29 protein-coding genes and 1 pseudogene are annotated in these 26,929 nt (G+C 35.2%); 8 read left to right on the top strand and 22 right to left on the bottom strand.

The genetic code is table 11. The features are described from left to right. From V7S50_RS28225 to V7S50_RS28210, 4 genes are all read right to left on the bottom strand, one after another. Window positions 1-1,761, bottom strand: coding sequence for an ABC transporter ATP-binding protein (locus V7S50_RS28225; protein ID WP_242256165.1), 1,761 nt, complete (start codon window positions 1,759-1,761; stop codon window positions 1-3). Window positions 1,762-1,815: 54 nt separating this feature from the next. Beyond that, the gene (gene ntdP / locus V7S50_RS28220; protein ID WP_063221691.1) at window positions 1,816-2,346 is read right to left on the bottom strand and encodes a nucleoside tri-diphosphate phosphatase; all 531 of its coding nucleotides are present in this window, start codon (window positions 2,344-2,346) and stop codon (window positions 1,816-1,818) included. Between the two features lie 233 nt (window positions 2,347-2,579). Continuing rightward, entirely contained in the window at window positions 2,580-2,840 is a 261-nt protein-coding gene (locus V7S50_RS28215) for a YgaB family protein (RefSeq protein WP_000997584.1), read from the bottom strand. A gap of 188 nt (window positions 2,841-3,028) precedes the next feature. Then, a complete protein-coding gene (locus V7S50_RS28210; protein ID WP_000039039.1) occupies window positions 3,029-3,310 on the bottom strand; it encodes a gamma-type small acid-soluble spore protein in 282 nt (93 codons plus the stop codon). 125 nt (window positions 3,311-3,435) lie between these two features. On the opposite strand from V7S50_RS28210, the gene V7S50_RS28205 reads away from it, so the two are divergent. Beyond that, window positions 3,436-3,660: a hypothetical protein gene (locus tag V7S50_RS28205; RefSeq protein ID WP_000275444.1), complete on the top strand. Its 225-nt coding sequence runs from the start codon at window positions 3,436-3,438 to the stop codon at window positions 3,658-3,660. 34 nt (window positions 3,661-3,694) lie between these two features. Here the strand turns inward: V7S50_RS28205 and mutY are convergent, their stop codons facing one another. Next, complete coding sequence (gene mutY, locus V7S50_RS28200; protein WP_242256167.1) at window positions 3,695-4,792, bottom strand: A/G-specific adenine glycosylase; 1,098 nt, start codon at window positions 4,790-4,792, stop codon at window positions 3,695-3,697. Between the two features lie 149 nt (window positions 4,793-4,941). Here mutY and V7S50_RS28195 point away from each other — a divergent pair, with 149 nt between their 5' ends. Then, on the top strand, window positions 4,942-5,922 hold the full coding sequence (locus tag V7S50_RS28195; protein WP_063221688.1) for a metal-dependent hydrolase: 981 nt from the start codon (window positions 4,942-4,944) through the stop codon (window positions 5,920-5,922). Window positions 5,923-5,946: 24 nt separating this feature from the next. Here V7S50_RS28195 and V7S50_RS28190 read toward each other — a convergent pair whose 3' ends face one another. Next, the gene (locus V7S50_RS28190) at window positions 5,947-6,213 is read right to left on the bottom strand and encodes a YfhJ family protein (protein ID WP_063221687.1); all 267 of its coding nucleotides are present in this window, start codon (window positions 6,211-6,213) and stop codon (window positions 5,947-5,949) included. A 122-nt stretch (window positions 6,214-6,335) separates the two neighbouring features. Between V7S50_RS28190 and V7S50_RS28185 the strand changes: the two genes are divergently transcribed. After that, a complete protein-coding gene (locus tag V7S50_RS28185) occupies window positions 6,336-6,494 on the top strand; it encodes a small, acid-soluble spore protein K (RefSeq protein WP_000517891.1) in 159 nt (52 codons plus the stop codon). A 42-nt stretch (window positions 6,495-6,536) separates the two neighbouring features. Next, window positions 6,537-6,689, top strand: coding sequence for a YpzG family protein (locus V7S50_RS28180; protein WP_000122093.1), 153 nt, complete (start codon window positions 6,537-6,539; stop codon window positions 6,687-6,689). Window positions 6,690-6,753: 64 nt separating this feature from the next. Here V7S50_RS28180 and V7S50_RS28175 read toward each other — a convergent pair whose 3' ends face one another. Beyond that, complete coding sequence (locus V7S50_RS28175) at window positions 6,754-7,071, bottom strand: YfhH family protein (protein WP_242256169.1); 318 nt, start codon at window positions 7,069-7,071, stop codon at window positions 6,754-6,756. Window positions 7,072-7,081: 10 nt separating this feature from the next. Continuing rightward, a complete protein-coding gene (gene recX, locus V7S50_RS28170; RefSeq protein WP_063221686.1) occupies window positions 7,082-7,894 on the bottom strand; it encodes a recombination regulator RecX in 813 nt (270 codons plus the stop codon). An 81-nt stretch (window positions 7,895-7,975) separates the two neighbouring features. Between recX and V7S50_RS28165 the strand changes: the two genes are divergently transcribed. The 4 genes from V7S50_RS28165 (at window position 7,976) to V7S50_RS28150 (ending at window position 11,181) form a co-directional block, all read left to right on the top strand. Then, a complete protein-coding gene (locus V7S50_RS28165; RefSeq protein WP_242256170.1) occupies window positions 7,976-8,881 on the top strand; it encodes a TIGR01777 family oxidoreductase in 906 nt (301 codons plus the stop codon). A gap of 140 nt (window positions 8,882-9,021) precedes the next feature. Further along, a complete protein-coding gene (locus V7S50_RS28160; RefSeq protein ID WP_242256171.1) occupies window positions 9,022-10,152 on the top strand; it encodes an amidohydrolase in 1,131 nt (376 codons plus the stop codon). A gap of 241 nt (window positions 10,153-10,393) precedes the next feature. Next, window positions 10,394-10,951: a GNAT family N-acetyltransferase gene (locus tag V7S50_RS28155; RefSeq protein ID WP_000914737.1), complete on the top strand. Its 558-nt coding sequence runs from the start codon at window positions 10,394-10,396 to the stop codon at window positions 10,949-10,951. Window positions 10,952-11,061: 110 nt separating this feature from the next. Continuing rightward, the gene (locus V7S50_RS28150) at window positions 11,062-11,181 is read left to right on the top strand and encodes a YfhE family protein (RefSeq protein ID WP_000358484.1); all 120 of its coding nucleotides are present in this window, start codon (window positions 11,062-11,064) and stop codon (window positions 11,179-11,181) included. A gap of 368 nt (window positions 11,182-11,549) precedes the next feature. Here the strand turns inward: V7S50_RS28150 and V7S50_RS28145 are convergent, their stop codons facing one another. From V7S50_RS28145 to V7S50_RS28080, 14 genes and pseudogenes are all read right to left on the bottom strand, one after another. Continuing rightward, the gene (locus V7S50_RS28145; protein WP_060629433.1) at window positions 11,550-12,716 is read right to left on the bottom strand and encodes a diglucosyl diacylglycerol synthase; all 1,167 of its coding nucleotides are present in this window, start codon (window positions 12,714-12,716) and stop codon (window positions 11,550-11,552) included. Window positions 12,717-13,128: 412 nt separating this feature from the next. Further along, window positions 13,129-13,860, bottom strand: coding sequence for a pyruvate formate-lyase-activating protein (gene pflA / locus V7S50_RS28140; protein ID WP_242256173.1), 732 nt, complete (start codon window positions 13,858-13,860; stop codon window positions 13,129-13,131). Window positions 13,861-13,928: 68 nt separating this feature from the next. Then, window positions 13,929-16,178 (bottom strand): formate C-acetyltransferase, encoded by a 2,250-nt coding sequence (gene pflB / locus V7S50_RS28135; RefSeq protein ID WP_063221681.1) that lies wholly within the window; start codon window positions 16,176-16,178, stop codon window positions 13,929-13,931. Window positions 16,179-16,330: 152 nt separating this feature from the next. Further along, window positions 16,331-16,550 (bottom strand): annotated as a pseudogene (locus V7S50_RS28130) (hypothetical protein). Then, window positions 16,519-18,063: a glycosyltransferase family 2 protein gene (locus tag V7S50_RS28125; protein WP_242256220.1), complete on the bottom strand. Its 1,545-nt coding sequence runs from the start codon at window positions 18,061-18,063 to the stop codon at window positions 16,519-16,521. The pseudogene V7S50_RS28130 and the gene V7S50_RS28125 overlap by 32 nt, the downstream one beginning before the upstream one ends. Next, on the bottom strand, window positions 18,056-19,021 hold the full coding sequence (locus V7S50_RS28120) for an NAD-dependent epimerase/dehydratase family protein (protein ID WP_242256175.1): 966 nt from the start codon (window positions 19,019-19,021) through the stop codon (window positions 18,056-18,058). The genes V7S50_RS28125 and V7S50_RS28120 overlap by 8 nt, the downstream gene beginning before the upstream one ends. After that, complete coding sequence (locus tag V7S50_RS28115) at window positions 19,018-20,262, bottom strand: nucleotide sugar dehydrogenase (RefSeq protein ID WP_242256176.1); 1,245 nt, start codon at window positions 20,260-20,262, stop codon at window positions 19,018-19,020. The genes V7S50_RS28120 and V7S50_RS28115 overlap by 4 nt, the downstream gene beginning before the upstream one ends. Further along, window positions 20,252-21,832 (bottom strand): glycosyltransferase family 2 protein, encoded by a 1,581-nt coding sequence (locus V7S50_RS28110; RefSeq protein ID WP_242256178.1) that lies wholly within the window; start codon window positions 21,830-21,832, stop codon window positions 20,252-20,254. Before V7S50_RS28110 ends, V7S50_RS28115 begins: the two co-directional genes overlap by 11 nt. After that, the gene (locus V7S50_RS28105) at window positions 21,813-22,007 is read right to left on the bottom strand and encodes a hypothetical protein (protein ID WP_000899473.1); all 195 of its coding nucleotides are present in this window, start codon (window positions 22,005-22,007) and stop codon (window positions 21,813-21,815) included. Before V7S50_RS28105 ends, V7S50_RS28110 begins: the two co-directional genes overlap by 20 nt. Window positions 22,008-22,023: 16 nt before the next feature. Continuing rightward, on the bottom strand, window positions 22,024-22,425 hold the full coding sequence (locus V7S50_RS28100; RefSeq protein WP_063221676.1) for a hypothetical protein: 402 nt from the start codon (window positions 22,423-22,425) through the stop codon (window positions 22,024-22,026). Window positions 22,426-22,591: 166 nt separating this feature from the next. After that, complete coding sequence (locus V7S50_RS28095; RefSeq protein WP_336376673.1) at window positions 22,592-23,407, bottom strand: sugar ABC transporter ATP-binding protein; 816 nt, start codon at window positions 23,405-23,407, stop codon at window positions 22,592-22,594. A 237-nt stretch (window positions 23,408-23,644) separates the two neighbouring features. Beyond that, complete coding sequence (locus V7S50_RS28090; RefSeq protein WP_242256180.1) at window positions 23,645-24,886, bottom strand: serine hydrolase domain-containing protein; 1,242 nt, start codon at window positions 24,884-24,886, stop codon at window positions 23,645-23,647. Window positions 24,887-25,141: 255 nt separating this feature from the next. Continuing rightward, window positions 25,142-26,644, bottom strand: a complete 1,503-nt coding sequence (gene nagE, locus V7S50_RS28085) for an N-acetylglucosamine-specific PTS transporter subunit IIBC (protein ID WP_242256182.1) — start codon at window positions 26,642-26,644, stop codon at window positions 25,142-25,144. Window positions 26,645-26,785: 141 nt separating this feature from the next. After that, window positions 26,786-26,899 (bottom strand): transcriptional regulator, encoded by a 114-nt coding sequence (locus tag V7S50_RS28080; RefSeq protein WP_080468325.1) that lies wholly within the window; start codon window positions 26,897-26,899, stop codon window positions 26,786-26,788. Window positions 26,900-26,929: the final 30 nt, after the last annotated feature.

Genomic DNA, 26,929 nt, shown 5'->3' with positions numbered 1-26,929 from the left:
TTACGCTAAAGGAGCTGTTTCTGTTATATGTTGAAGTTGATATAAATTGTAATAAAACCCTCTTTTTTTCATTAATTCTTCATGAGAACCTGTCTCTTTAATTTCACCATCTTCAATGTAAATAATCGTATCCACATGCGTGATCGTCGCCAATCGGTGCGCGATTATAATCGTCGTCCGATCAGCAGCTAACGTCTGAAGCGCCTGTTGAATATATCGTTCATTTTCTAAATCTAAAGCAGACGTTGCCTCATCTAATATAAGTAACGATGGATTCTTTAGAAACACTCGTGCAATCGCTACACGTTGCCTTTGTCCACCAGATAACTTCACACCACGTTCCCCAACTACAGTATCGTAACCATCAGGTAACTCTATAATAAAATCGTGAATTTGCGCAGCTTTAGCAGCTGAAATCACTTCTTCCTCTGAAGCTTTCGGATTTCCATATAAAATATTTGCCCCGATTGTACCGCTAAATAACAAATTATCTTGCAGCACAATTCCAATATGACTACGTAAATTTCTCATATCATACTTCCTGACATCTATCCCATCTACATAAACTGCACCTGAAGAAACATCATAGAAACGAGGGATTAAACTAGCAAGAGATGACTTTCCTCCTCCACTCGCTCCTACAAGTGCTACCTTCTCTCCTGGCACCATAGTTAACGAAAGGTTATGTAATATCTCCTTTTCATCCGAATTGTAACGAAAAGATACATTATCAAATATCACTTCACCACTTAATTTTTTCGTTTGTACCGCACTTGGCACATTGACAATATCATATTTTTCATCTAACAATTCAAACACTCGATCCATCGATGCGAAAGACTGCGTTAATGTTGTAGATGAATTAACAAGGCGACGAAGTGGACTATATAAACTATCCATATATCCGACAAAGGCAACCATAGTCCCTAATGTTAACTGCCCCTGAATCACTTCATATGCTGCAAAGCCAATTACAAGTAACGGGCCTAAATCTGTTAACGTATTTACTGCCGAAAATGTTCTCGCCGTCCAACTCGTATGAGTTAATGCTTTCGTCAAAAATTCATTATTTCTTTTTTCAAACTGCTTCCCCTCATACTCTTCTAACGCAAAGCTACGTGTCACTTGCATCCCTTGAATACGTTCATGTAAATACCCTTGCATCGTTGCTAATGCTTGTGAACGCTCCTTCGTCAATTTACGAAGACGCCCGAAAAAATATTTCACTGCCAATACATAAATAGGTAAAATTAATAGCGCAACAAATGTCAATTTTACATTCATAGAAAACATAACAATAATAGCGATAGCAATTGTTGCCGTATCTAACCAAACATTCATCAAACCAGTAATTACAAAGTCCTTCGTTTGTTCTACATCATGGATGACACGTGAAATAATCTCCCCCGTTTTTGTATTCGAATAATAGCGTAAACTCAACTTTTGCAAATGACTAAAAATATGCTTCCGCAAATCATACAGTATTGTATTTGCGATACGCTGCGCGAAATATTGACGATAATATTCAATCGGCGGTCTTAATACTGCAAAAATAAAAAAAGCAATCCCAATCGCTGTTACTAGTTGGGACGTTTTATCTTGAAGTGAGCCCGCGCCTTGAATTACATCATCGATAATATATTTTAATAACCACGGCATAATAAGCGGGATACCAAACTTTACTAGGCCAATAATAATTGTAATAGCAATAAGCCATCGATATGGTTTAACAAATTGCAAATATCTTTTTATACCTTGCACATAATCCCCCCTCTAATAGGACAAACCTGCCGGGAAATCCCCTGCAGGTTTGTTTTAATTTCTGTACATTAAATATCTTTCATACCACATATCTACGAAATCAGGCGCGAATGGCCCTTTTCTCTGATGAATCCATTGTGTTAATTGTGCTACATTTCGTTTTAAAATAGTATCAATAACAGGTGGATACTGCATAATTTGGCTATGCTTTTCATACTCATCTTCATCTAAAAGCGTATATGTCATATCTGGATACACTTTAATATCTAAATCATAATCAATGTACTTCAATGCTTCGGAATCATATGCAAAAGGTGAGCTTAAATTACAATAATAATATACTCCCTCTTCCCTTAACATTCCAATCACATTAAACCAATAGTTTGCATGAAAATAACAAATTGCTGGTTCACGAGTAATCCATGTTCGGCCATCTGATTCCGTCACTATTGTACGATCATTTGCTCCGATCACAAGACTCTGTGTCCCTTTTAAAATTGTTGTCTCTTCCCACATTCTATGAATGGAGCCATTATGTTTATAACTATGTATTTGTACTTTTTCTCCTTCTTTGGGAAATCCCATATATGCTCCCTTCTTTCAACTGCAAATGCCCTTTGAACTGCATCCACTTTTTTTCTATTATAACTTTTTTGTCGAAATTTTAAAACTAAAGCGACAAGACTCTATTTTTCACACTGAATACCATATCCTTAACCTTCTTAGGAAATGGAGCCAAACGAGGAAATGAGAATAAAAAAAGCCCTTCCTTATTTCCATGTAAAGAAGGACCTTTCATCTGAAGGCAACGGTATATCTTATCCTAAATTTGAAATCATTTTTTCAGTTTCAAAAGATTGAATCACACTATTTGTTTGCTCTTCAAATTTCTCATGTAATAGCTTAAGTGCTACTTCTGTTCTATATATTTCTTGGCGGATAAAATGTAATTCCTTTTTATCGCACGTATCCTTTTCACTCATTTCAATTTGCTGATACTTCTCTAGATGAGCTTGTAACTTTAACAACTCATCCATCGTTTCCAATTGCTCTCCTACCAACTTATCAAAATCGTTCATTACTTACCCCCTTTTAGACTTATTTATCAGTTATTATTCCTCATTACATATTTCTAATCTTTTACTTCCTTCTCCTTTGACTACATTTGTTGACTTATTAGAAGTTATGTCGTTCACTTTCTATTCATTACAATGACCTAAGCACAAAGAAAACACTTCTCTCGAATTAGAGAAGTGTTTTTCTTTCATTACTGATTTGAACTAGAAGATTGTGATTGTTTTGCAGCTGATTGTGCATTTTGTTTTTTCACGGCATGCACGTCTGTTTCAGTTGCAAATTCTGTACCATAACTAGCGTTTGCACTTTGTGCACCAGAAGCTTGTGCTTTCTTTGCTTCTGATTGTGCGTTTGCTTGTTTTACTGCTTGTACATTTGTTTCAGTCGCAAACTCTGTACCATAACTAGCATTTGTACTTTGAATGCTAGCACCAGAAGTTGCCTTGTTATAACCTTGTTGTTTTTTACTCATCTTTCTCACCTCCACAATCAATAATGTAACCAATTCAACTAGAAGCTATCCGTAATTTTCTTTTAAAAAAATTCCGCATATATCTCTTGTTACTCATTCAAACTATAGAAAATGGAGGTGGAAATATGTATATAGGACGCGATATGACTGAACTAACGATGGTTTCAAAAAACGAATGGAAAGAAGATGAATTAGCTTATTTTCATCATTCATTACAACAGATTTTGCCCTATTTAAATGCGGAAGGGCAAAGTATTTATAAAGAAATTGTAATAGAAATCGAATCAAGGGGTGGCTTACAAGAAGGTGATGCTAGTTGGACTCATGGGACAAAAATTTCTTACGATTAAAAAAGTGTTCCCAATCTAGGGAACACTTTTTTGTTTATTGCATTGTAATTTTCTCAACACAACTCTCATAAATCGTACGATGTGATTTCGAGAAAGGTAACTGCTCAAATGCTTCTTTCGATACAAATTTTAATGTATCTGTTTCAACAATATCACCAGTTACTTTTCCGTAAAATACGAATATATCCCAGGTGCGATGTGTAAACGTATGTTGTACATTCATTGCGTATTCTTCAATAGAAATCGAAAGCTCAAATTTTTCTTTCATATAATCTGTAAGCTGCTCTTTCTGACTTCGAATCCCTTCGCCAAGTTCAATATTCGGAAACTCCCACATATTAGCTAACAAACCGGTACTTGGACGTTTATTAATGACGTAACGACCATCTTCCGTTTGAAGTACTCCTGCAACAATCGGTACCATTGTAGGAGCCTTCGCTTTACTTTTTACTGGCAATTCCTTTTGAACGCCTTCAGCATATCCTCTGCAATGCTCACGTACCGGACAAAGTAAGCATGCTGGATTTTTCGGAATACAAATCAGTGCACCTAATTCCATCAAGCCTTGATTAAAATAAGATGGATTTTCAGCCGAAATAATTTCACGTACAATCTCTTCGAACACTTTTCTGGTTTTCGGTTTTGCAATGTCATCCCATACTGATAAAATGCGAGATAATACACGCATAACATTTCCATCAACTGCCGGCTCTGGTATACCATATGCGATACTTAAAATAGCACCTTTTGTATATGGTCCGACTCCTTTTAATTTTTCAATTTTCTTTACATCACTCGGTACTATCCCGCCATATGCTTCTTTTACTTCTTTTACAGCCGCATGTAAATTTCGCGCTCTAGAATAATACCCTAAACCTTCCCATGCTTTTAATACTTCTTCATCATCAGCATTTGCCAAAGCTTCTAGAGTAGGAAACTTCCCCATAAAATTCGCGTAATATGGTTTTACAGCTTCTACCCTTGTTTGCTGCAACATAATTTCCGAAACCCAAACACGGTATGGATCTTTATTTTTACGCCACGGTAAGTCGCGTTGCTCTTTTTCAAACCAACCAATTAAATCATTTTGAAACTGCTCTATGTTAAAGTTATTTAATATTTCAAGTGTCAAACTTGATCCTCCTCATTTTTTTGCATATAAGTACTATTATAAAGATTTTAGGAAAAAATTTAAGTAAGATGACATAGGAAATAGAAGGCAAAGGACTTGAGGTATCGAATAAAAAGAGTTACATTAATAAAAAACGGAGGTGGATTTCTATGGACACAGCCACTCACCTTGTTATGGGCGTTACTCTAGGCAGTTTGGCCACGTTAGATCCAGCCATAGCTCAAAGTGATATTGGGCCACAAGCAGTTATGCTTGCTACAATTGCCGGTTCCAATATTCCTGACATCGATACAGTTTTAAAATTGCGTAATAACGCTAAATATATAAGAAATCATCGCGGGATTACTCATTCCATTCCTGCAGTAATTCTTTGGTCATTCCTTATAAGTGGTATCTCTTTCGCCTTCTTTTCAGACGCTCCATATTTGCATCTACTACTTTGGTCATTTATTGCCGTCTTTCTTCATGTCTTTGTAGATATTTTCAATGCCTACGGTACACAAGCATTACGGCCCTTCACAAAAAAATGGGTAGCGCTCGGCATCATTAATACATTTGATACCGTCATTTTCTTTATCCATATACTTGCGATTGCTTGTATGCTCGTCGGTTCCCATAAAGGGTATACTGCCTTAGCAGCGTATATATTGATGATTGTTTACTATATCGGGCGGATTATGATGCACAGAAATATACGTAGCGTCGTATATAAACGTTTCAATAACGTTGAGAAGATAATCATTTCTCCTTCTTATCGATTTTATCATTACCATTTAGCAATCGTTACAACTGATTATTACTACGTGGCTAGATGGCATCGTGGTAATATTATGGTATATGATAAGTTCGATCGGGTACCGTTCCCAGATAATGCTATTATGCGCGCTGCTAAACAAGACGAAAACATCTCAGCATTTCTATCTTTCTCCCCTGTGTATCGCTGGGACATTTTCGATTATGATCATTATTACGAAGTTCGATTCATTGATTTGCGATATCGCAGTAAAGATTATTATCCATTCGTTGCAATCGTTCAACTCGATCACAATTTAAATATTATTAGTTCCTATACAGGATGGATTTTTAGTGAAGAAAAACTCCGAAAAAAACTGGAATTACTTCCACATTAAAAAAAGCGACTTAAGTCGCTTTTTTTAATGTTTCAAATGATCTTCTTGATTGATTAAATGGCTATATTTCGGATTATTTGTACGCATTTCATGAAGACGCGCTCCATGATTATTAATCCATGTTCTTACAACTTGTTCAGTCATTTCTTCTCCTTGATAACGACCTGATTTTGCATAAGTTGTTTGAAAATCTTCCCACAGTAATTCAACCCACGCACGAGCTTGTGCGTAAGAAAGCTTGTCATTTTTGTCTAATAGTTCTTTTGTTAATGCTTCATAAATATCATTCATGTTCTAGTCTCCTTTTACCTTTTTATCCCTTCATTTCTAAAGGATAGTTTCTTCAATTTTGCACATTCTATAATTGATACTTCTTAAAGAGGTATCAACTGATGATGAGGAGGGCGTTCGCAATGGGTAAACAAGCCGAATTTTGGTCTGAATCAAAAAACAACAGCAAAATCGACGGTCAACCGAAAGCGAAATCACGCTTCGCTTCGAAACGACCTAACGGCACAATTAACACGCACCCACAAGAACGTATGCGTGCTGCAAATCAGCAGGAAGAATAATACAAATTAAAGTAAATTAACTTCCTACACGAGGTGATAAAGATGAGCTACCGTGATCGCTTAGATAGTCGTTCTGAATTATTTAACCATACGTGGACTCGTCCGAAACATGCAAAAGCGCAAGTTAACGGACAGACGCAACAAACCCAGTCTCTCATTATATTGGCGAATGAATGTAAAAAACGCCAATTTTAGAATCTCCTATCTCCTGTAACGCCTACCAAAGATGAAAACCAGAGAGATATTCGCTCTCTGGTTTTTATTTTTCTTGCAATAAAGAAATTGGTATTCCAATTTCTTCATTATCATTTTGCTTATGTCCCCAAGCAAATACCCCGTTGAAATACGTAATTTCAAATAATATACCAGGTTCTTCTACCAATTCATATGTCTCACCAATATGAAATTTGTTTATATCAGTCATATAAGCACGAGCCATTGCCATCTTTCTCATTAATACATCGAACTCATTTACAATACCAAGCTGCTCTGCCTTTATTGCTTGCTCTTTCAAACCCCCAATTTCTTCTCTTAGCTCATGTGGTGTCATTTCACTGTAGCGCTTTGGCATATTCATCTTATTCCCCTCATCCCTCTTCGCGTTTCATTTGCAAAAATATCTCTATCTCATCGATAGAGAATCCTTTGCGATATAACGCTTGTTTCATCTTATTTTCAAATGTCCAGCCATCATACTTCTTATATTTCTCATAATATTTATTCCCATGATAGTGTAACGCTTCTTGTTGCTGTTCGTCATCTTTTTCGTCTTTCAATTCTTCCAAACAAATTTGAATCACATCTCTAGAATATCCTTTACGAACAAGCATTTCGTCTAACTTTAGCTTCATTTGTAAAAAGGAATGTTTTTGATAAGATCTTTTCTTCTTTTCTATAAGAAGTAAAGCATTCTCAATTTGCTTTTCCTTCGGATACTCTTGTAAACTATGCGTAATAATTAGATCCTGAACACCTTTATTTAACAACTCTCTTTTAATAACAGTGGGACCTTTTCGATTCACATTACTTTGCGTTCTCGTATATAAAACAGCGTACTCTTTATCATTAATATATCGGTCATGTAATAATTTCGAAACGACTTCAGAGATGATGGCCTGTCCCACTTCTTTTTTTCGTAAAAAATCTTCTATTTCTTGTTTCGTTCTCATTTGATAGGATAAATAGGAGATCGCTTGTAAATATGCTTTTTGTACCTCTTCATTGTACAAAATATTTCCTAACGCTATTTCATCAATTTCTAAGCCCTTTTGTAATCCGTGTTTTATTAAGATTACTTCATTCACACTAAACCCGTACTCTTCACCTTGACCTTTATCAATATAAATATTAAACCGTTCTTTCAATCGTTTTTGCACTTCTATTTTTGTAATGACAGCCATACTCTCACCTCTCTATTATTTTAACATAGTCAAGGAACGTTTTTGCTTTTCAAGAATATATATAATGAGGAGGAAATAATTGTGAAAATCGCAATTTCTGGTGGTACCGGCTTTATCGGTACATACCTTTCTACTTTTTTTATTCAAAAAGGATATAATGTTTACATTCTTACTCGAAACAAAACTACTGAAACTTCACATCCTAACCTTCAATACGTACAATGGACACCAGATTTACAAACCTTCCCCCTCTCCTCTATTGATGTAGTTATTAATCTAGCTGGAGAGTCTATTAATAGTAGATGGACAAAGAAACAAAAGGAATCCATTTTAAACAGTAGAATCCAAACAACAAAAGGACTCATTAAACAATTACAAAAACTAAATACAAAACCAAACACATTTATTAACGCAAGTGCTATTGGATACTATGGAACGTCTGAAACTGAGTCTTTTACAGAACAGCATGAGATTCCTGGAGATGACTTCTTAGCAAATACAGTATATTCATGGGAACAAGAAGCATCTAAAGCTCGTTCTCTTGGAATACGAACAATCTACGCAAGACTTGGAGTTGTATTAGGCACAGACGGAGGAGCTCTTCCAAAAATGCTACTCCCCTATCAATTCTATATCGGAGGTACAGTTGGATCTGGAAACCAATGGTTATCATGGATTCATATAGACGATGTCGTTCGCATGATTGATTTCATCATACACAAAGAAGAAATTGATGGACCTCTTAACATTACAGCTCCCCAACCTATAAGAATGAAGGAGTTTGGAGAAACCATTGCAACTATAATGAAAAAACCTCATTGGTTACCCGTCCCTTCATTTTTGCTTCATGCTTTATTAGGTGAGATGAGCATACTTGTACTAGAAGGGCAACATGTATTACCTAGTAAAGCAATTAAACATGGGTATCAATACACATTTCCAGCAATAGACCATGCATTACAAAATATACTTTCGCATACAATGTAGTACTTCTAAAACACTGTGTTACAGAGGGCCCTTTCCAAACTTTCATTTTCTAGAATCCGGAGCATTATTACACAAATAATCTTTCAGTTACTTTCCCTTAAATTCCATTAACATTGTAAAGTAACAGAAATGAGGTATCTATGAAAATATTGCTCAAACAAGCCATTGTCTATCCTATTACATCCCAAAAATTTCAAGGGGATGTACTCGTTATAGGAGAAAGAATTGCTGAGGTCAAGCCTTCCATTCAACCTACTCAAGATATGACAGTTATAGACGCTCGTGCTCTTCATCTCTTACCTGGATTTATTGATGTCCATACTCATCTTGGTCTCTATGATGAAGGTACTGGTTGGGCTGGCAATGATGCAAATGAAACATCTGAAGTTTCAACACCACATATCCGTTCTTTAGACGGAATCCACCCTTTAGATATTGCATTTCAAGATGCTGTACAAAATGGAATTACAACTGTTCACGTTATGCCAGGAAGTCAAAACATTATCGGTGGTACTACTTGTGTAATAAAAACAGCTGGAACTTGTATTGATCATATGATTATTCAAGAACCTGCTGGCTTAAAGATTGCCTTTGGAGAAAATCCTAAAAAGGTCCATAGTAATGGAACAAAAGAGTCTATTACACGTATGGGAATTATGGGATTACTTCGGGAATCATTTTATGAAGCACAGCACTATGGGCATGAAGCTGATTTTCGAATGCTTCCTATTTTAAAAGCATTACGCCGCGAAATACCCGTACGTATCCACGCTCACCGAGCAGATGATATTAGTTCTGCTCTACGCTTTGCAAAAGAGTTCAATCTCGATTTACGTCTTGAACATTGTACAGAAGGACATTTTATTGTTGAAGAGCTTTCGAAACACAATTTGAAGGTTTCAGTTGGCCCCACTCTTACACGTCGTTCTAAAATCGAACTTAAAAACAAAACATGGGATACTTACCATATATTATCGAAAAATGGAGTGGAAGTTTCTATAACAACGGATCACCCTTATACACCAATTCAATATTTAAATGTTTGTGCTGCTGTCGCAGTAAGGGAAGGATTAGACGAAAAAACTGCACTAGAAGGAATCACTATATTTCCAGCACGAAATTTACGTTTAGAGGATAGAATTGGAAGCATTGAGGTTGGAAAAGACGCTGATCTCGTGTTATGGACTCATCATCCTTTCCATTATTTAGCCAAGCCTGTACTAACCATGATTGATGGAAAAATAATTTACAAAAAAAATAAAAAAAACTAGTTTATTTTTTTGACTAGATAAAGTATTATACGATTATAAACTGAATGAAACCATAATCAATTTGTGTCGTGATTATCATTTTCAAATTGATGAATGGGGAAGGCAAATGGTGCGCCACCAGCGTTAGAAACTGGTTCTAGTGGGTTCGATTCCCACCCCGAAATTTTTTAAAGATTGATATAAAAATTTCGAGGGTGGGGTGTTTTTTCGTCATGCTACCCTCGTGTGAGGAGGAGTTAGTGTGTTGAAAAAACGCGACTTACACGACAGCCACGTTCTATACGAGTTAATGGTGGATCCAGCTGTCTTCCCTTTTGTGCGTCAAAAGGCTTATTCTTATGAGGAATATTTATTTCTAACAAAACAAACGATTGAAGCTGAAGAGCGTGGGGAATTAATTTCACGCACAATTTTAGATGAATGGGGTAACCCTATCGGAACAATTACTTTATTTGATGTGCAAGAAAAAGCCGGATTTCTCGGAACATGGCTTGGCAAACCTTATCATGGAAAAGGCTATAATAAGTTGGCGAAAGATTCATTTTTCAGCGAACTTTTCTATGAATTAGATATTGAAACAATCTTTATGCGTATTCGTAAAATAAATATTCGTTCTATTAAAGCTGCCGAAAAACTACAATATGTAAATCTAGCAAACGAAACAAGAAAAGCCGTTTATGATGAAATTAACGCAAATGAAGAAGTATATAACTTATATGAAATTCCAAAAGATCAATATACACTTGCTACAATGCGAGATACAACGTTCCAAGATGCTCACCAATTAAAAGAAGCATAATCTAAATTTTTAGAAAAAATAATTAATCATTAACATTTTGCAATATACGTATATCACTCCATGTCTTTGGAAACGATAGATAGTGACTTTAGGACACGAGGTGATTTGTAATGGATAAAAAGAAACGTGACAAAGCAAAAAACACATTATCTAGTACACAAGAAGTTCTCTACCAACGAGAATTTCGCAAAGCAGATCGCGCAGCGGGTTATCGCTCGAAAAGTATTTAAAGTGAGAATGAATAATTAGAAGTTTCCCCCCTAATTATTCATTCTCATTACATATTTTTTCTACGTGATAGAATAGACAAAAAGGTTCCTTATAAATAAGGAACCTTTTTTATGTGGATAACGTTATCCACATAATTTATAGAATTGTGAATAAATTCTATAAACCCTTCACAAATTTATATGCTGTAACGCATAGTAAATGTTAGAATTGTGGATATTTTTCTAAAAATTGTGGACAATGTGGATATAGTTGTTAATATTTCGACTTTACTGTTTAATGAAAGCGCAATCTTCATGTGGATAAGTTACTAATTTATCTTATAAAACAATAAAGAACCCTCTTTAAACATATAAAAGAGGGTTTCATATTAAGTAAATAATTGTGCAAGAGCAGGTGATTTAATAGGTATATGATTCGGTTCTACATGATTTTCTGCCAAAATTGTATCCACAATATGACCCGCTGGCTCTGGACGATAAATGCTTTTCATCGCTTCTTTCATTTGAAGAAGCTTCATATCATCTTGTAATAACGCCTCTGTTTTTGCAAAAACCTCACTATCATCACGAATGACAACTGCAGCTCCTTTTCTTTCAAAGTACATCGCATTTTCATTTTCTTGTCCTGGAACAGGCTTATATAAAATGACAGGTACTTGCAATGCTGCCGCTTCGCTTAACGTAATACCGCCTGGCTTTGTAATCATACAAGAAGTAACACGGAATAGTTCATCAATATTTTCAACATAACCAAATACTTTTAATGCATCAGAATTTTTTTCCTGTAACCCTAATAAATCCTGTTTTAACGCTTCATTTTTCCCACAAACGACAACTACTTGTAAATCAGGTACTGACATAAATGATTGGCATAGTTCTTTTACACTTCCTAATACCCCATGAGCACCTGCTACAATTAGTAAAATCTTTTTATTCTTACATAACTGATATTTATTATATATAATGTCTGGATTGATCTTTAGCTCAAAACTACTACGAATCGGAATTCCGGTTTCAACAATTTGCTCCGCAGGCACACCAATATCAATCATAACTTTTTTCACGTGATCAGTTGCTACAAAATAACGATCTACTTCCCGATGAATCCATATTTTGTGCACACAAAAATCCGTTAATACGTTATAAACAGGGATTGAAATACCTGTTTGCTTTTTTAACTCTGGTACAGCTATGATTGGAAAGGTATTAATAACAATATCCGGTTTCTCTGCTTGTAAAAGTAATTTCAAACGTTTTCTTCCAAAATTCGCATACCAAGATGCTATTTTTTTATCATAAATTTTTTCTACGCCATAATAAAACAAGCGGTATAATTCTTTTCCTATTGTATAACTTTTTAAATATAAATATTTTGTAATATCGGTTATAACTGGATGTGATTCTCCGAACAGATCGCATACAATTACATCTTTAATTCCTTTTTGGCGAAATGTTTGTTCTAATGTTTTCGCTACTTGCACATGACCATTACCGTAATGTGCAGTTAATATTAAAACCTTGGGGTTTTTTATCAAACAAATCCACTCCTAGCTTATTGTTTCTCCATATTGCATATACGACAATAGGAAAAACATTTTCCTTAAAAATTACATAAACAGATTCTAATACTTCTCTTTCAGCTATGTACCTGTCGTGGATATGCAAAGCATATAAGATTGACCCCTTAATCCTATCTGTGCTCATATCTTTACATTATACTTTCCTATAAGAGCTTTCGCAATAACTTACAAATGTTCTCTATTCCATGATACTCACTCTTTTACTTCTTAATTCTTTTTACTATTTTGATTTCCCTTTACAATTATGTAAATTTCTCCACTTATTCCTTACAAAAATATGGATATTCTATTTTCAGTATACTCTTTTCTATATATATACTCTAGGGTTTATTGTCAAGAAAGCAAAAAGCCTAATCCAATATTTGGATTAGACTGCTTGTAAAATATGTCTTGCTTGTTCTACATTTTTTTCAGTAGGCGGTTCTACATTCGCGAGTGGATACTTATGCCCAAGTGCTTCCCATTTATATACACCAAGCTTATGGTAGGGTAGCACTTCAACTTTCTGAACATTAGACAGGCTTTGAATAAAGCTAGATAATTTTTGTAGATCCTCTTCATTATCAGTAATACCAGGAACTAATACGTGTCGTACCCAAATCGGTTTATTTTTATCTGATAAATAACGAGCAAATTGTAAAATATGTTCATTTGGTTTTCCTGTTAATTTACGATGTTTCTTTGAATCAATATGTTTCAAATCCAATAAAACTAAATCTGTGTAATTCATTAAAATATCTAGCTTATTTTGGAATTCTGGTTCTTCAGAATAACAACCACCCGAAGAATCAATTGTTGTATGAATTCCAACTTCTTTACATTTCTTAAATAACTCAATTAAGAAATCTAGCTGTAATAATGGTTCCCCACCACTAACTGTTATACCGCCTCCGGAAGCTTCAATAAAAGGAAGGTAACATGTCACATCCTGCATTACTTCTTCGACTGTTATTTCTTTTCCTTTACCGATCTCCCACGTATCAGCATTATGACAATATTGACAACGTAATAAACACCCTTGTGTAAATATGACATAACGAATTCCTGGGCCATCAACAGTACCACAAGACTCTACAGAATGAATTCTTCCTTTTACCATTTTACTTCCTCCTTTATTGAAACAGCCTCCCTCTGCTATTTATAAAATGCAGAGGGACACTTTTTCACTTACATGCTTTCATGCATTGTACGGTTAATTACATCAATTTGTTGTTCACGAGTTAATTTAATAAAGTTTACAGCGTAACCAGATACGCGAATTGTTAATTGTGGATATTTCTCAGGGTGTTCCATTGCATCCATTAATGTTTCACGGTTAAATACGTTAATATTTAAGTGATGACCTTCTTTTACTGCATAACCATCAAGCATTGATACTAAGTTACGTACTTGTACATCATCTTCTTTACCAAGTGCTTTTGGAATAATAGAGAATGTATTAGAAATACCATCTTGTGCATCTTCATATGGTAATTTAGCTACAGATAATAATGAAGCTAATGCACCTTTTGTATCACGTCCATGCATAGGATTCGCACCTGGTGCAAATGGTTCTCCAGTACGGCGACCATCTGGAGTGTTACCAGTTTTCTTACCATATACAACGTTAGATGTGATTGTTAAGATTGACATTGTATGAACAGAATTTCTATATGTTTTATGTTTACGAAGTTTATTCATAAATGTTTTCACCAGATTTACAGCGATTTCATCTACACGGTCATCATTGTTACCGTATTTAGGGAAATCTCCTTCGATTTCAAAGTCAACTGCAATTCCATTTTCATCACGAATTGGTTTTACTTTTGCGTGTTTAATTGCACTTAAAGAGTCTGCTACTACAGATAGACCCGCGATACCTGTTGCCATTGTACGCAGAACATTTGTATCATGAAGTGCCATTTCAATACGCTCATAGCTATATTTATCGTGCATGTAGTGAATAACATTTAATGTGTTTAAATATAGACCCGCTAACCATTCCATTGTCATATCAAACTTATGCATAACTTCTTCATAATCTAATACTTCAGAAGTAATCGGTGCGTACTCAGGACCAACTTGTGCTTTAGATTTTTCATCTTTACCGCCGTTAATCGCATATAATAATGCTTTTGCTAAGTTTGCACGTGCGCCGAAGAACTGCATTTGTTTACCGATTCTCATTGCAGATACACAACAAGCAATTCCGTAATCATCGCCGTAGTCAGCACGCATAATATCATCATTTTCATATTGAATTGCTGATGTTTTAATAGACATTTTCGCACAGTAGTTTTTAAAGTTCTGTGGTAATTGTTTAGACCAAAGAACTGTTAAGTTTGGTTCTGGAGCTGGTCCTAAATTATCTAATGTATGCAAGAAACGGAATGAGTTCTTTGTTACTAATGGACGACCATCTAATGCCATACCACCGATAGACTCTGTTACCCAAGTTGGGTCACCAGAGAATAATTCATTATAATCAGGTGTTCTTGCAAATTTCACAAGACGTAATTTCATAATGAAGTGATCCACAATTTCTTGTACGTCTTCTTCTGTTAAAGTACCATTTGCTAAATCTCTTTCAATATAAATATCTAAGAATGTAGAAGTACGTCCAAGACTCATTGCAGCTCCGTTTTGCTCTTTAATTGCTGCAAGATATGCGAAGTATAACCATTGAAATGCTTCTTGTGCAGTTGTTGCTGGCTTAGAAATATCAAAGCCATGAGAAGCAGCCATTTGTTTTAATTCTTGAAGTGCACGCATTTGCTCAGATAACTCTTCACGTAAACGCATTGTATCTTCGCTCATTACACCGCCAGTTAAATCTAAATCAGCTTTTTTCGCTTCAATTAAATGATCAATACCATATAACGCTACGCGGCGGTAGTCACCGATAATACGTCCACGTCCGTATGCATCTGGAAGACCAGTAATAACGCCTGATTTACGTGCATTTCTCATTTCTGGTGTGTATGCATCGAATACACCTTGGTTATGAGTTTTTCTCCAATCTCTAAAAATACGACTAAGTTCTTTATCCATTTCGTATCCATAAGATTCACAAGCTTGTTCCGCCATACGAATACCACCATATGGTTGTAAAGAACGTTTAAATGGTTTTTCAGTTTGGAAACCGACTACTTTTTCAATATCTTTATTTAAATATCCTGGTTCATGTGATGTGATAGAAGAAACAATTTTTGTATCCATATCAAGAACGCCACCGTTTTCACGTTCTTTTGTTGTTAAATCCATTACTTGATCCCAAAGTTGTTTCGTTGCTTCAGTTGCCCCCGCTAAGAAAGATTCATCTCCTTCGAAAACGTTTACATTATTTAAAATGAAATCGCGAACATCAATCTCTGCTTTCCATTTTTCACCTTTAAAGTTTTCCCATGCGTTTTTAACATTTTCTAATACTTGAGTCATCCTAATCTCCTCCATTTTTGATTAGTACAGGACTAAGATTTTTTATATAACAGCTTACACACTTAGAATACTACTTTTTGGTGAAAGTGAACGAAATAGTTGTGACATGTTTGTGAAATATTGAGCAAACTACTATATGTATAGTGTTAACTTCATTTGAAAGTCTTTAAAATTAACCCTTTCCTTAATTGTATTTTTTTGGTATTCTTATATACGAGTCCTATTTTGTAATATAAGAACAATACCCATTGTAGAGCTGTAATACTCTTATCTCCTAATCTGTTATAGTTTTTATAACAGAGCAAAAAAGTGTACATATGTTGTACACTTTTTTTGTTACCTATAAAATATCCCTTTTTCTATTTCCATCATGGAATCCCCCACGACTGCCTGTTAATACAATTAATTGCTCTAACCCTTCTATATGATCACCAATAATTCGGAGTACAGCTGGCGGATGACCTATTTTTGCAAAATGTTCACTGGGACGAATACGGTTCATCTTATCGACCTCAACACGACTTACACATGCAACTTCAAATCCTGAAAGAATAGCTTTCACTTGGGCTACACACGGTGCCAGTAAAGACCGATACCCAATTCCTTTCAAACATTTCTGGCTAAACGCATTAGGCACAGCAATAAGAGAGCCTACGCCTAAATCTTTTCTATCACAAGCTAAATTTAATGCGTATTTAAATGCAGTTACAAGATGAAGCGGTACTCTTAAATCTAAATAATGATTTAGATCATTTAATGCGACATCCATTCCATCTGCAATAGCTTTGGCAAAAGGATATAGCTCATTCGCTGGAATAACAAAATCGCCGTCTATAAATAACACAATTTCTCCTTTTGCAAAATACGTTCCAAGTGAGCGCCCCACATCATTTCCGAGCGCTTCTTTATATACAATTGTCGTTGCTCCCTTGTCTTTTGCAATCGTTGCAGTCTTATCAGACGAACCATTTACAACAACGATGATTTCAAAAGGTTCAATTTTGCGAAGCTCTTCTATAACGTTTCCAATTGTTTTCTCTTCATCTTGTACAGGAATAATGACCGATAATTGCTTTTCTTTATACAACTTAGATGTAACGCCCCACCCTTGATAAAAATCTTCAAAATCTAAAGTATGATAAACACTTTCTCTTTTCCTATTTCCATCATGATATCCTCCGCGCCCATCGCTGTCTACTATTTGCTCTGCTACAGCTTCTATATGATCACCTATCATTCGTTTTTCGGATTGAGAAAGGCTTGTGCCGTATGCAGCATGCTCGGTCGGCCGGAATTTATTCGGCGTAATAACATCAATTGCGCAATGACGACTAATTCTCCATTCGCTTTGTACTAGGCGTAAATGAGCTACAATAGGATTAACAAAACATTCATATCCAATGCTTTGTACAACTTCTTTCGTTAACGCATGCGGTACAGCTAATAAAGAATCAACTTTTAATTCTTCGCGCTCTAATATTGCATTTAATATTTGGCGCCATACTGTAATAGAATTAGGTTTTTGCCTTTTTAAAAATACTGCGTCCAAATTATTTAAAACTACATCTGCCTGATTGTATAAAATCGGATTAAGAAATAACTGTAATTTTGAAGTTTGAATAGCAAAATCACCATCTATAAATAGTAGTACATCACCTATAGCTTCTTTGACACCAGCTGCACGTCCAACATCATTTCCAAGCTTCTCTGTATACCGCAGTACTTTACATCCTAAATGCTCAGCAACTGTTTCTGTACCATCAGTACAACCATTTGCTACTACAATAATCTCTAATGGATTTAATCCTTTTACCGATTGAATAACGTCTGAAATCGTATCGATTTCATTACATGCAGGAATAATAACAGATAATGACTTAGCCATTGTCTTCTTCACGAAACCACTTAATTGTTTCCTTCAATCCGTTTTCCCACGTTACTTTCGCCTGAAATTGAACAAGCTCTTTTAATTTTGTTACGTCTGGTCTTCTATTTGGAATTTCTTCAAAACCATGTGGATATACTTCTTCAAAAGGTACTTGTACAATCTTTGAAGAAGAATCCGTTAATTTTTTAATGACCTCTGCTACTTCTTTTATACTTTTTTCATTCTCAGAACCTATATTAATAATCTCACCATTTACCTTTTCATCCATAGCTCGAATCGTTGCCTCTACCGCATCACTTACATACGTAAAGCAACGTGTCTGCTTTCCATCTCCATATACGAGAATGTCTTCACCTTGCAGGGCCGCACTAATAAATCGCGGGATTACCCCTGCATATGGACCATCTTTCGCTCTTGGACCATAAATATTAAAATAACGAACAATCGTTACAGGTAAACCTTCTAATGCGTATCCTAAACATAATGTTTCTTCTAATGTTTTACACACTGCATAACTCCAACGTATTTTAGAAGTTGCCCCGTATAATCGATCCCCCTCTTCAGAAAAGGGTGGCTTTGCCTTACCATATACTTCTGAAGTAGAAGCAAAGACTACTTTCTTCTTTCCTTTTAGCGCTGCTTGTAAAATGTTTCTCGTTCCATCAAAATTCGTTTCAACGAGCTCTATACTCTTTTCCATTGTCGTTTTCACACCTAAAATTGCTGCTAAATGAAACACGACATCATGTTGGTTTACTAGTTCATAAATAGAATTTTTGTCTAAGACACTTATTGGAATAACCCGAATTTCTTTCATTAACTCATCATGATATTTATTTTTCCCTTTATAGAAGTTATCCACAATCGTGACATTATAACCTCTTCTCACCAACTCTTCACCTAAATGGGATCCAATAAATCCTGCTCCCCCTGTAATTAAACATTTCTTACTCATTTACTCACCTTCTTTACAATCCCACGCGTATCTACTACTCGCTTTATTCCTTTAAAAAGCTTCCAATCGATATTAGAATGATCCGTTAAAATTAAAATACAACCCGCTTGGTTAACGGCTTGTTCATTCAAAGAAACAGATTGGTACACCTTATCTCCAAGTTTTGCCGAAGATATATATGGATCGTGATATTCTATCTCGTATCCTTCTTTTATTAACAATTCAATAATTGGCAACGCTGGTGATTCTCTTAAGTCATTTACATCTTTCTTATATGCAATCCCTACAATTAAAACCGTTGTAGGTGGTTGCACCACATCTTTTACTTTCTTGACCATTCTCTCTGGCATTTCTTCATTAATTACATGCGCTGCTTCAATTAATTGACTCATTGCACCATTCTTTTTTATTCTCCATTGAAAATATAAAGGGTCTACTGGAATACAGTGTCCTCCTATCCCTGGACCTGGCCAATATGGAGTAAATCCAAATGGTTTTGTAGATGCCGCTTCAAGTGCCTCATAAAAATCAATTCCTAAACTTTCACATAATGTGTTTAGTTCATTGACTAATGAAATATTAACTAGGCGCTGAATGTTTTCGAATAGCTTACACATCTCCGCTACTTTCGGTGAACTAACTGGAACAACTACATCAAAAATAGTGCTATACAAAGCCTGTACTTTTTGTTTACACTTTTCTGTTTGTCCACTAATAACTTTTGGAATAGATTGAACTGAATATTGACTATTTGCTGGATCAATTCTCTCAGGGGAATATCCGATATAGAAATCTTCTCCTGCCTTTTTACCTGTTTGAGAAATAATAGGAATGATAACTTCCTCGAGTGTACCTGGATATGTGGAGCTTTCAAAAATGAAGGTTTGTCCTTTTTGAAGGTTTTGTTGTATATAATGTGAAGCTGAAATGAGAGCACTTAAGTCTGGTTCTCTTTGTTCATTAATTGGAGTCGGGACAGTGACAATAACATAATCACTATTTTGAAAATCAGCAATACCTTGATCCGGTGTATTTACTATTAATTTTTTTTTCGTCAATAAACTTTGTAACTCTTTAGAAGAAACATCCGGAATATAACTTTCTCCTTTTATAATTGATTCTATTTTTCTAGTATCTTTATCTAATCCAAGTACAGTATGGCCCCTTTCTGCAAGATGGACCGCTAAAGGAAGACCAACATACCCTAATCCAATGATAGCTACTTTACGACTAGTATTCATTTGTATTCTCTTCTTCCCTTCTCAATTGTTGAATTATTTCTCTATCTCTATCTCCATCTGTAAAACCTCCGCGTTCGTCTGTATATTGTAATAAATACGCAATCGCCTCAAGTTGGTCACCGAAAATACGGTCAAATGCTGAAATGCGCCCATTTACAAATTCATGTTGCTCTGGACGTACTCGATTTGTTTTTATAACATCTACAAACTCAACGGTTGTAATAGAGAATCCTTCTAAAATAGCTTTCATTTGTGCTAATGGCGGAATGATAAGAGAGTCATATCCTATTTTCTCTATTACCTTCTTATGGATGGCATGTGGTACTGCTGTTAGTGAGTTATTCCATAAATCTGGTCGTTTCGCTACCAAATTCACAAAGTATTTTCCCATACTAATTGGATCTGCTGGATGAAATATATCTAATAAACACTGCAAATCATTTAATGCCATATCACTTCCATCTTCAATAGCACGCAAAAATGGAACTAGTTTTTTTGCCGGAATAGCAAAATCTCCATCAACGAATAAACAAATCTCTGCTGTAGCATGCATGGCACCTATCGCTCGTGCTACATTGTGTCCAAGCGCCTTCGTAACTTCAACAACAATAACATTCTCTAGCTCTACTTGTTTAATAGTCTCCATATCTGCTCCATTCGCAACAATAATAATTTCATCTACTCCTGCTTTTTTTACTTCTTGTATAACAGATCTTATAGTCATTTTTTCTTCTGACACTGGTATAATCGCACTATATTTCGCTTTTTCCTTCTTTAATACAGCTGGTTTATATTGCCCTATAAACTCTCTATCTCTATTTCCCTCCGAAAAACCACCGCGTTTACCATATGTTTCGGTTATATATTGCAAAGCACGTAAATGATCCCCCATAATACGACTAGTCGCTTTCGGATAAGGAGAATCAGGTGATGTGCCCGTATGAACAGGACGAACTTTATTTGTGTATATTACATCAACTGAAGCCATATCTGAAATATCTACTCCTCTAGACATCGCCATCGCTTGAAATAATGCTGGATCTGCTAAATTCCACCACCCCAGTTTTTCAATCACTTCACGACTGATTGCATGTGGTATTGCAATTAAAGACCCTACAACAAATTCTTTCTTGTTCAAATAACGATTTAACATATATTTTCCAACCGTCGTATAATGTGGTCGCATTTTTAAATAAACAGACCATGTTAAGTTATTCAAAACAATTTGATGTCCTTGCTGTATTCCTTTAATAAAAGCGTATAATTCTTCACTTTTCATGACGATATCACCGTCTAAAAATAAGACAATTTCACCTTTTGCTTCTCTAGCGCCAATTGCCCGTCCCACATCATTACCAAGAGAATGATTATAATACACCACACGGCAATGATGTTGTAATGCTATTTCTTTTGTCCCATCGGTCGACCCATTATCTACTATGATAATTTCATATGGTTCTAACTTTTTTACTTCTGCTAAAACCTTTGATAAGGTACTTGCTTCATTATGCACTGGAATAACAACTGATACTTTCATACTTTTATCACTCTTACCCTTCCAAGCGAACATAGGCAATAACAGGAATACGTACAATTACATCTTCCGGTGGTCCATAGGAAGGAGAAGTACGAACGCTTACTGCTCCATCTGTCACAGATAAAAGCACCCCTGCAACGATTTCAACAGCAGTCACCACTTGCACCAGCTCGCCAACATGGTTACGCAATTCATCAGTAAATAACATATATAAGTCTCCTTTCTTACGCTTCTTTAATTGATACAATACTTGCAAACGGTAATAAAACTTCTGTCCCTATTCCTTCTTGTAGTATTAAGAAATCATCACCAACTGCTACAATAACACCGGTTAACTGTCCAACTGTCACTGTAATTTCTACGTTTTTACCCAAATACTGCTCTGCAATTTCTTTAAAAGGCGATGTATTACATTCTTTTAATATGTTGCAAATAATAGATTGAAATCTACTTGATTCAATAAATTCTTCCGTAGCTTGCTTAGAGTTTCTTTGAATAAATCTCGCGAAGTTTTGTGAAAATAAAAGTCTTTCCACAGCAGGCAATAACTTATTATCTAAAAAATAATCTAATTGCCTATTAAACAATCTCGATAACCTTTTCCAATACTTACCGAACAGACACATACACTTCTCCTCCTATTATTTTTAAATTATAAAAATACATCCATACATCTTAATGTATACAAAACAAACCTTTTTGTGATAGGTAAGACATACATTTTTCAACAAAACAATATGTTCTAATCACACAAAAAAGATAGATGGTATCCCATCTATCTTTATAAATATTTTAATTTTTAATTGTAATTATGGCAGAGATACTATAATAAACCGCTCGTGGTAATTCTGCTTGTTCACTTATAGAAGCTGTAACAAGTGAACCACCACTTGCCGAGAAATACTTAACAGCTTCTAACGGAATACCATCTTCTTTCACATCAATATGCGTCCCATCTCGCCAATCTATTTTCTGCATTGTTGCTGAAAGGTCCCCAGTCACTTTACCAACTTCTTTACCATCCCCCCCTAAAAAGATCCATTCCCACTTTGTTAAACTTAGTACTTGTTTCAACTCTCCAATTTCCTTTCCATCTACATTAGAAAAAATATAGAAATTACGTACTCCCATCTTCTTTTGAACACGCAACAACCTTTCTCCCGAGTGATTATATAAATAAAATTGTTGCTTATGTAGTCCCTTAAAAAGAAAAGAAAGTACAGCTTGCCATATACGTTGAATAACAAAATCATACTCTTCTTTTAAAAAACCTACTGTATTTCCATCCAATCCAAAGTACGTTATTACTTGAAATACCCCTACCTCTTTGCGAACAACAAATTTTTGCTGATCAAATAATTCAGAAGTCTCCATATTATAATTTTCCTGTTTAAGCATTTTTGCTCTTCGTTTTTCCATAAAGCTATATATTAATAATCCAAATGCTGGTATTACAACACCTATTAATTTTAGATTTTCTTTCTCCGAAGTGAATAGCATCCCTTTTTTATATTCCATCACTAATACAATTGCGACGATAATCCATACAATGACAGATACAAAGAAAATTCGTTTCGCATTACGTGCGTGATGCTTATGTATACTCATATCCCTCCCCCTTTTCCATTTATCCCGCAGTAACGGGCAGTAAGACCCACACTTCAAAATTCGGCGAAAGCAAAGAAGTTAGGTGGGTGATCGACTGCCCGTAAAAGCCCGATTGGTTCAACTAATAATCAGTGGGGGATGAAGAAAACCCCCACTGATTAAAGTTTCACTTTATTTCATTATCCCATTGCACATACACTTCCTCCATAAAAAAAGACTATCCAAAAGGATAGCCTCTTACACTTCAATATTTCGCAACATCGTATAAATGTCGTTATTCACTTTACCAAACGATTTAATGTTGTTTTGAATGTTAGATAATAAAACGACATACACACTTCCGTTTTTACTAAATCCATTTAAGCAATTCCATCCTGGCATTACACCGTGATTTGAATAACTGCCCGGGTCTACATACCAACCAAATCCGTAATCTTTTTTTCCGCCTGTAAACATTTGATCATAGCTCTCTTTTGAAATTAACTTTCCAGAGAAGAGTGCTTCATTAAATAAATATAAATCATGTGCACTTGTATATATATCACCACAACCATATAGTTGTGACATACTTGGAATATTAGGTGTTGTCATATTGTTATTTACTATTTTATAACCTGTTGATGGGAACCTTGTTTGCTCTAACGCTTTACCGAAACCAGAATGTTTCATACCAGCAGTAGCAAAAATATGTTGTTTAATATACTCTTCTAACGGTTGTCCACTTACCTTCTCAGCGATGTAGGCAAGTATCGAATAGTTCGAATCGGAATATTTCCATTTCTCTCCTGGACTCCCAACACGCTTTTGCTTTCCTATTCGTTTTATCAATTCTTCATGAGAAATATCCTCTGTTCCCTGCTCATACTCTGGAATTCCTGATGTATGTGTTAGTAAATGTTTTAACTGAATACCATTACCTTGAGGGAAATCTGGAATATACTTTGCAACCGTATCCTCTACGTTTAATTTATTTTGATCTTTTAATTGCATAATAGCAGTCGCTACAAAAGCCTTTGAAATAGAACCAATATAAAAAGTTGTCTCTGAATTATTCGGTACTTGTTTCTCTTTGTTCGCCATACCATATCCTTTATTCAAAAGAACTTTTCCGTTCTTCACAATAACAGCTGTTCCACTAAATCCTGCGTTTTGTAAATATTGATCTAATTGAGCGTTTTCATTAATTTCTTGAGGTGGTCCCTCAGCAGGCTTTTCCACAGCTTGTGCTTGCTTCACCTGTTCTTCCTGCTCTTTTTGTTTTTGTGCTTCTTGCTTCTTTTTTTCTTCTTTCTTTTTTAGCTCTTCTTGTTTCTTCATTTCTGCTGCTGCTTTTAAAGTTTCTTCTTTCTTATTATGCACAACAATTTTTGTATACATGAAATATACAAGTGAAAATAGTAAGACGAGAATGATTGTTCTTTTTATGTATACAATCGGCCGACGTGATTTCCCATTCGCATTATTTTTTTCGTGATCCATGATTGCTTTTTTCCCCTTATTCACCAATAATTCACTTCCTCTACTAAAGATTTATTTTAGTAGATTTTGGATAATCTATTCTATAACATCACTACTTTATCACGCACTGAACATATTACCAACCTATATGTACAAAAAAAGAAAAAGAAAATTTACAAAAGTAAGATTCCCCTTAAATTTTTAACATAAAAAAAGAGGATACCCTCTAAAAAACTGATATTATCAATCTTTTCGGATATCCTCTTATCTAATTATTTATACGTGTTTTTTCATATCATCGGCAACAGATTCAACATTTGTACCTACGATAACTTGGACACTCGTGTTACTTAATTTCATAACACCTTTTGCACCAGCACGTTTTAATGCTGCTTCGTTTACTTGACCAGCATCTTTCACTTGTAAGCGTAGACGTGTTGCACAGTTATCAATAACTGTTAAGTTTTCTTTTCCACCTAAAGCTGCTACGTAAGTTTCACCAATTGAACCTGCAACTGGCACATCATCCTCTTCAGCTAACTCATCGTCATCTTCACGACCAGGAGTTTTCAAGTCAAACTTCTTAATTAAGAAGTAGAATACTACAAAGTAAATTACTGCGTAAATTAAACCGATTCCCGCTAGCAATACTGGTTTTGTTGCAATACCAAAATTTAAGAAGTAATCAATTGCACCGGCACTAAATGTGAAACCATCGTGAATGCCAAGTGCTGTTGTTACAAATAAAGAAATACCTGTTAACACGGCATGAATACCATATAATACTGGTGATAAGAACATGAATGAGAATTCAATTGGTTCTGTAATACCAGTTAAGAATGAAGTTAATGCTAGACCACCTAACATACCTGTAACCATTTTACGTTTTTCTGGTTTAGCAGCTGCAATCATTGCGAAACATGCTGCTGGTAAACCGAACATCATAACTGGGAAGAAACCAGTCATAAACATACCTGCTGTTTTATCTCCTGCAAGGAAGCGAGCAATATCACCATTTACAACATTACCTGCTGCATTTGTAAAGTCACCAAATACGAACCAGAAGTATGTGTTCATTACATGGTGTAAACCAATTGGAATTAATAGACGGTTTAATAAACCAAATAGACCTGAACCAACTGCACCTAAATTAACAATTCCATGAGCTAATGCATCAATGCCATTTTGAATTGCTGGCCAAATTTGTGCGAATAAAATTCCTAATATTAGCATCACAACCGATGTAACAATCGGAACGAAACGTTTTCCAGCAAAGAAACCCAACCATTCTGGAAGTTTAATCTTATGGAATTTATTATAAAGGAATCCTGCTATAACACCGACAATAATACCACCTAAAACTTTCATATCCACTTTAGTCGATAATTCGGCGGCCTTAGATACTTGTGTCATTGTATCTGCCAGCTTAGATGGATCTACATTTGCGCTATTGCCTATTAAATCTTGAACTTTACCTAATTTATCTTGTAATTCTACAGTAGAATATCCCTTACTAAGTGCATCAATACTGTTTTTCATAACCAGATAACCAATTGCACCTGCAAGACCTGCTGCACCACTACCATCAACTGAAAGACCGATTGCAATACCAATTGCAAAAATAAGTGCTAAATTATCAAAAACCGCTGCGCCGGCCTGTGCCATAACAGGAATATCAAATACATCCGGTTGCCCTAAACGAAGCAATAATCCTGCTGCTGGTAGTACGGCGATTGGAAGCATTAACGCTTTACCAATACGTTGTAAAAACTGCAACATTTTAATTCCCCCTATCAAATTTATGAAATCGTTATCATTATAAGTACGCTTTAGAAAACGCTTTCTATTTACATAACCATAATAACATATAGTTGTATAGATGTGTAGTTTTTATTTTTGAATTTTTTATGGATAAATCTCCTATTTCCAAACTGTTATATAAAAGGAAAATTCTCCTTTTGGAATACAGAATACTTGAAACGAAAGACCCACTATAGAACATGCAACTTTCGTTTTATCATTCCACTTTTTCATGTTATTATTTATTTCCGAGCATATCGGGAA

The organism is Bacillus sp. CCNWLW194 (assembly GCF_037120585.1).
GTDB classification, from domain to species: Bacteria; Bacillota; Bacilli; order Bacillales; family Bacillaceae_G; genus Bacillus_A; species Bacillus_A basilensis.
Note: the sequence above shows the minus strand (reverse complement) of the source record. Positions and strands in the feature narration are given on the sequence as shown.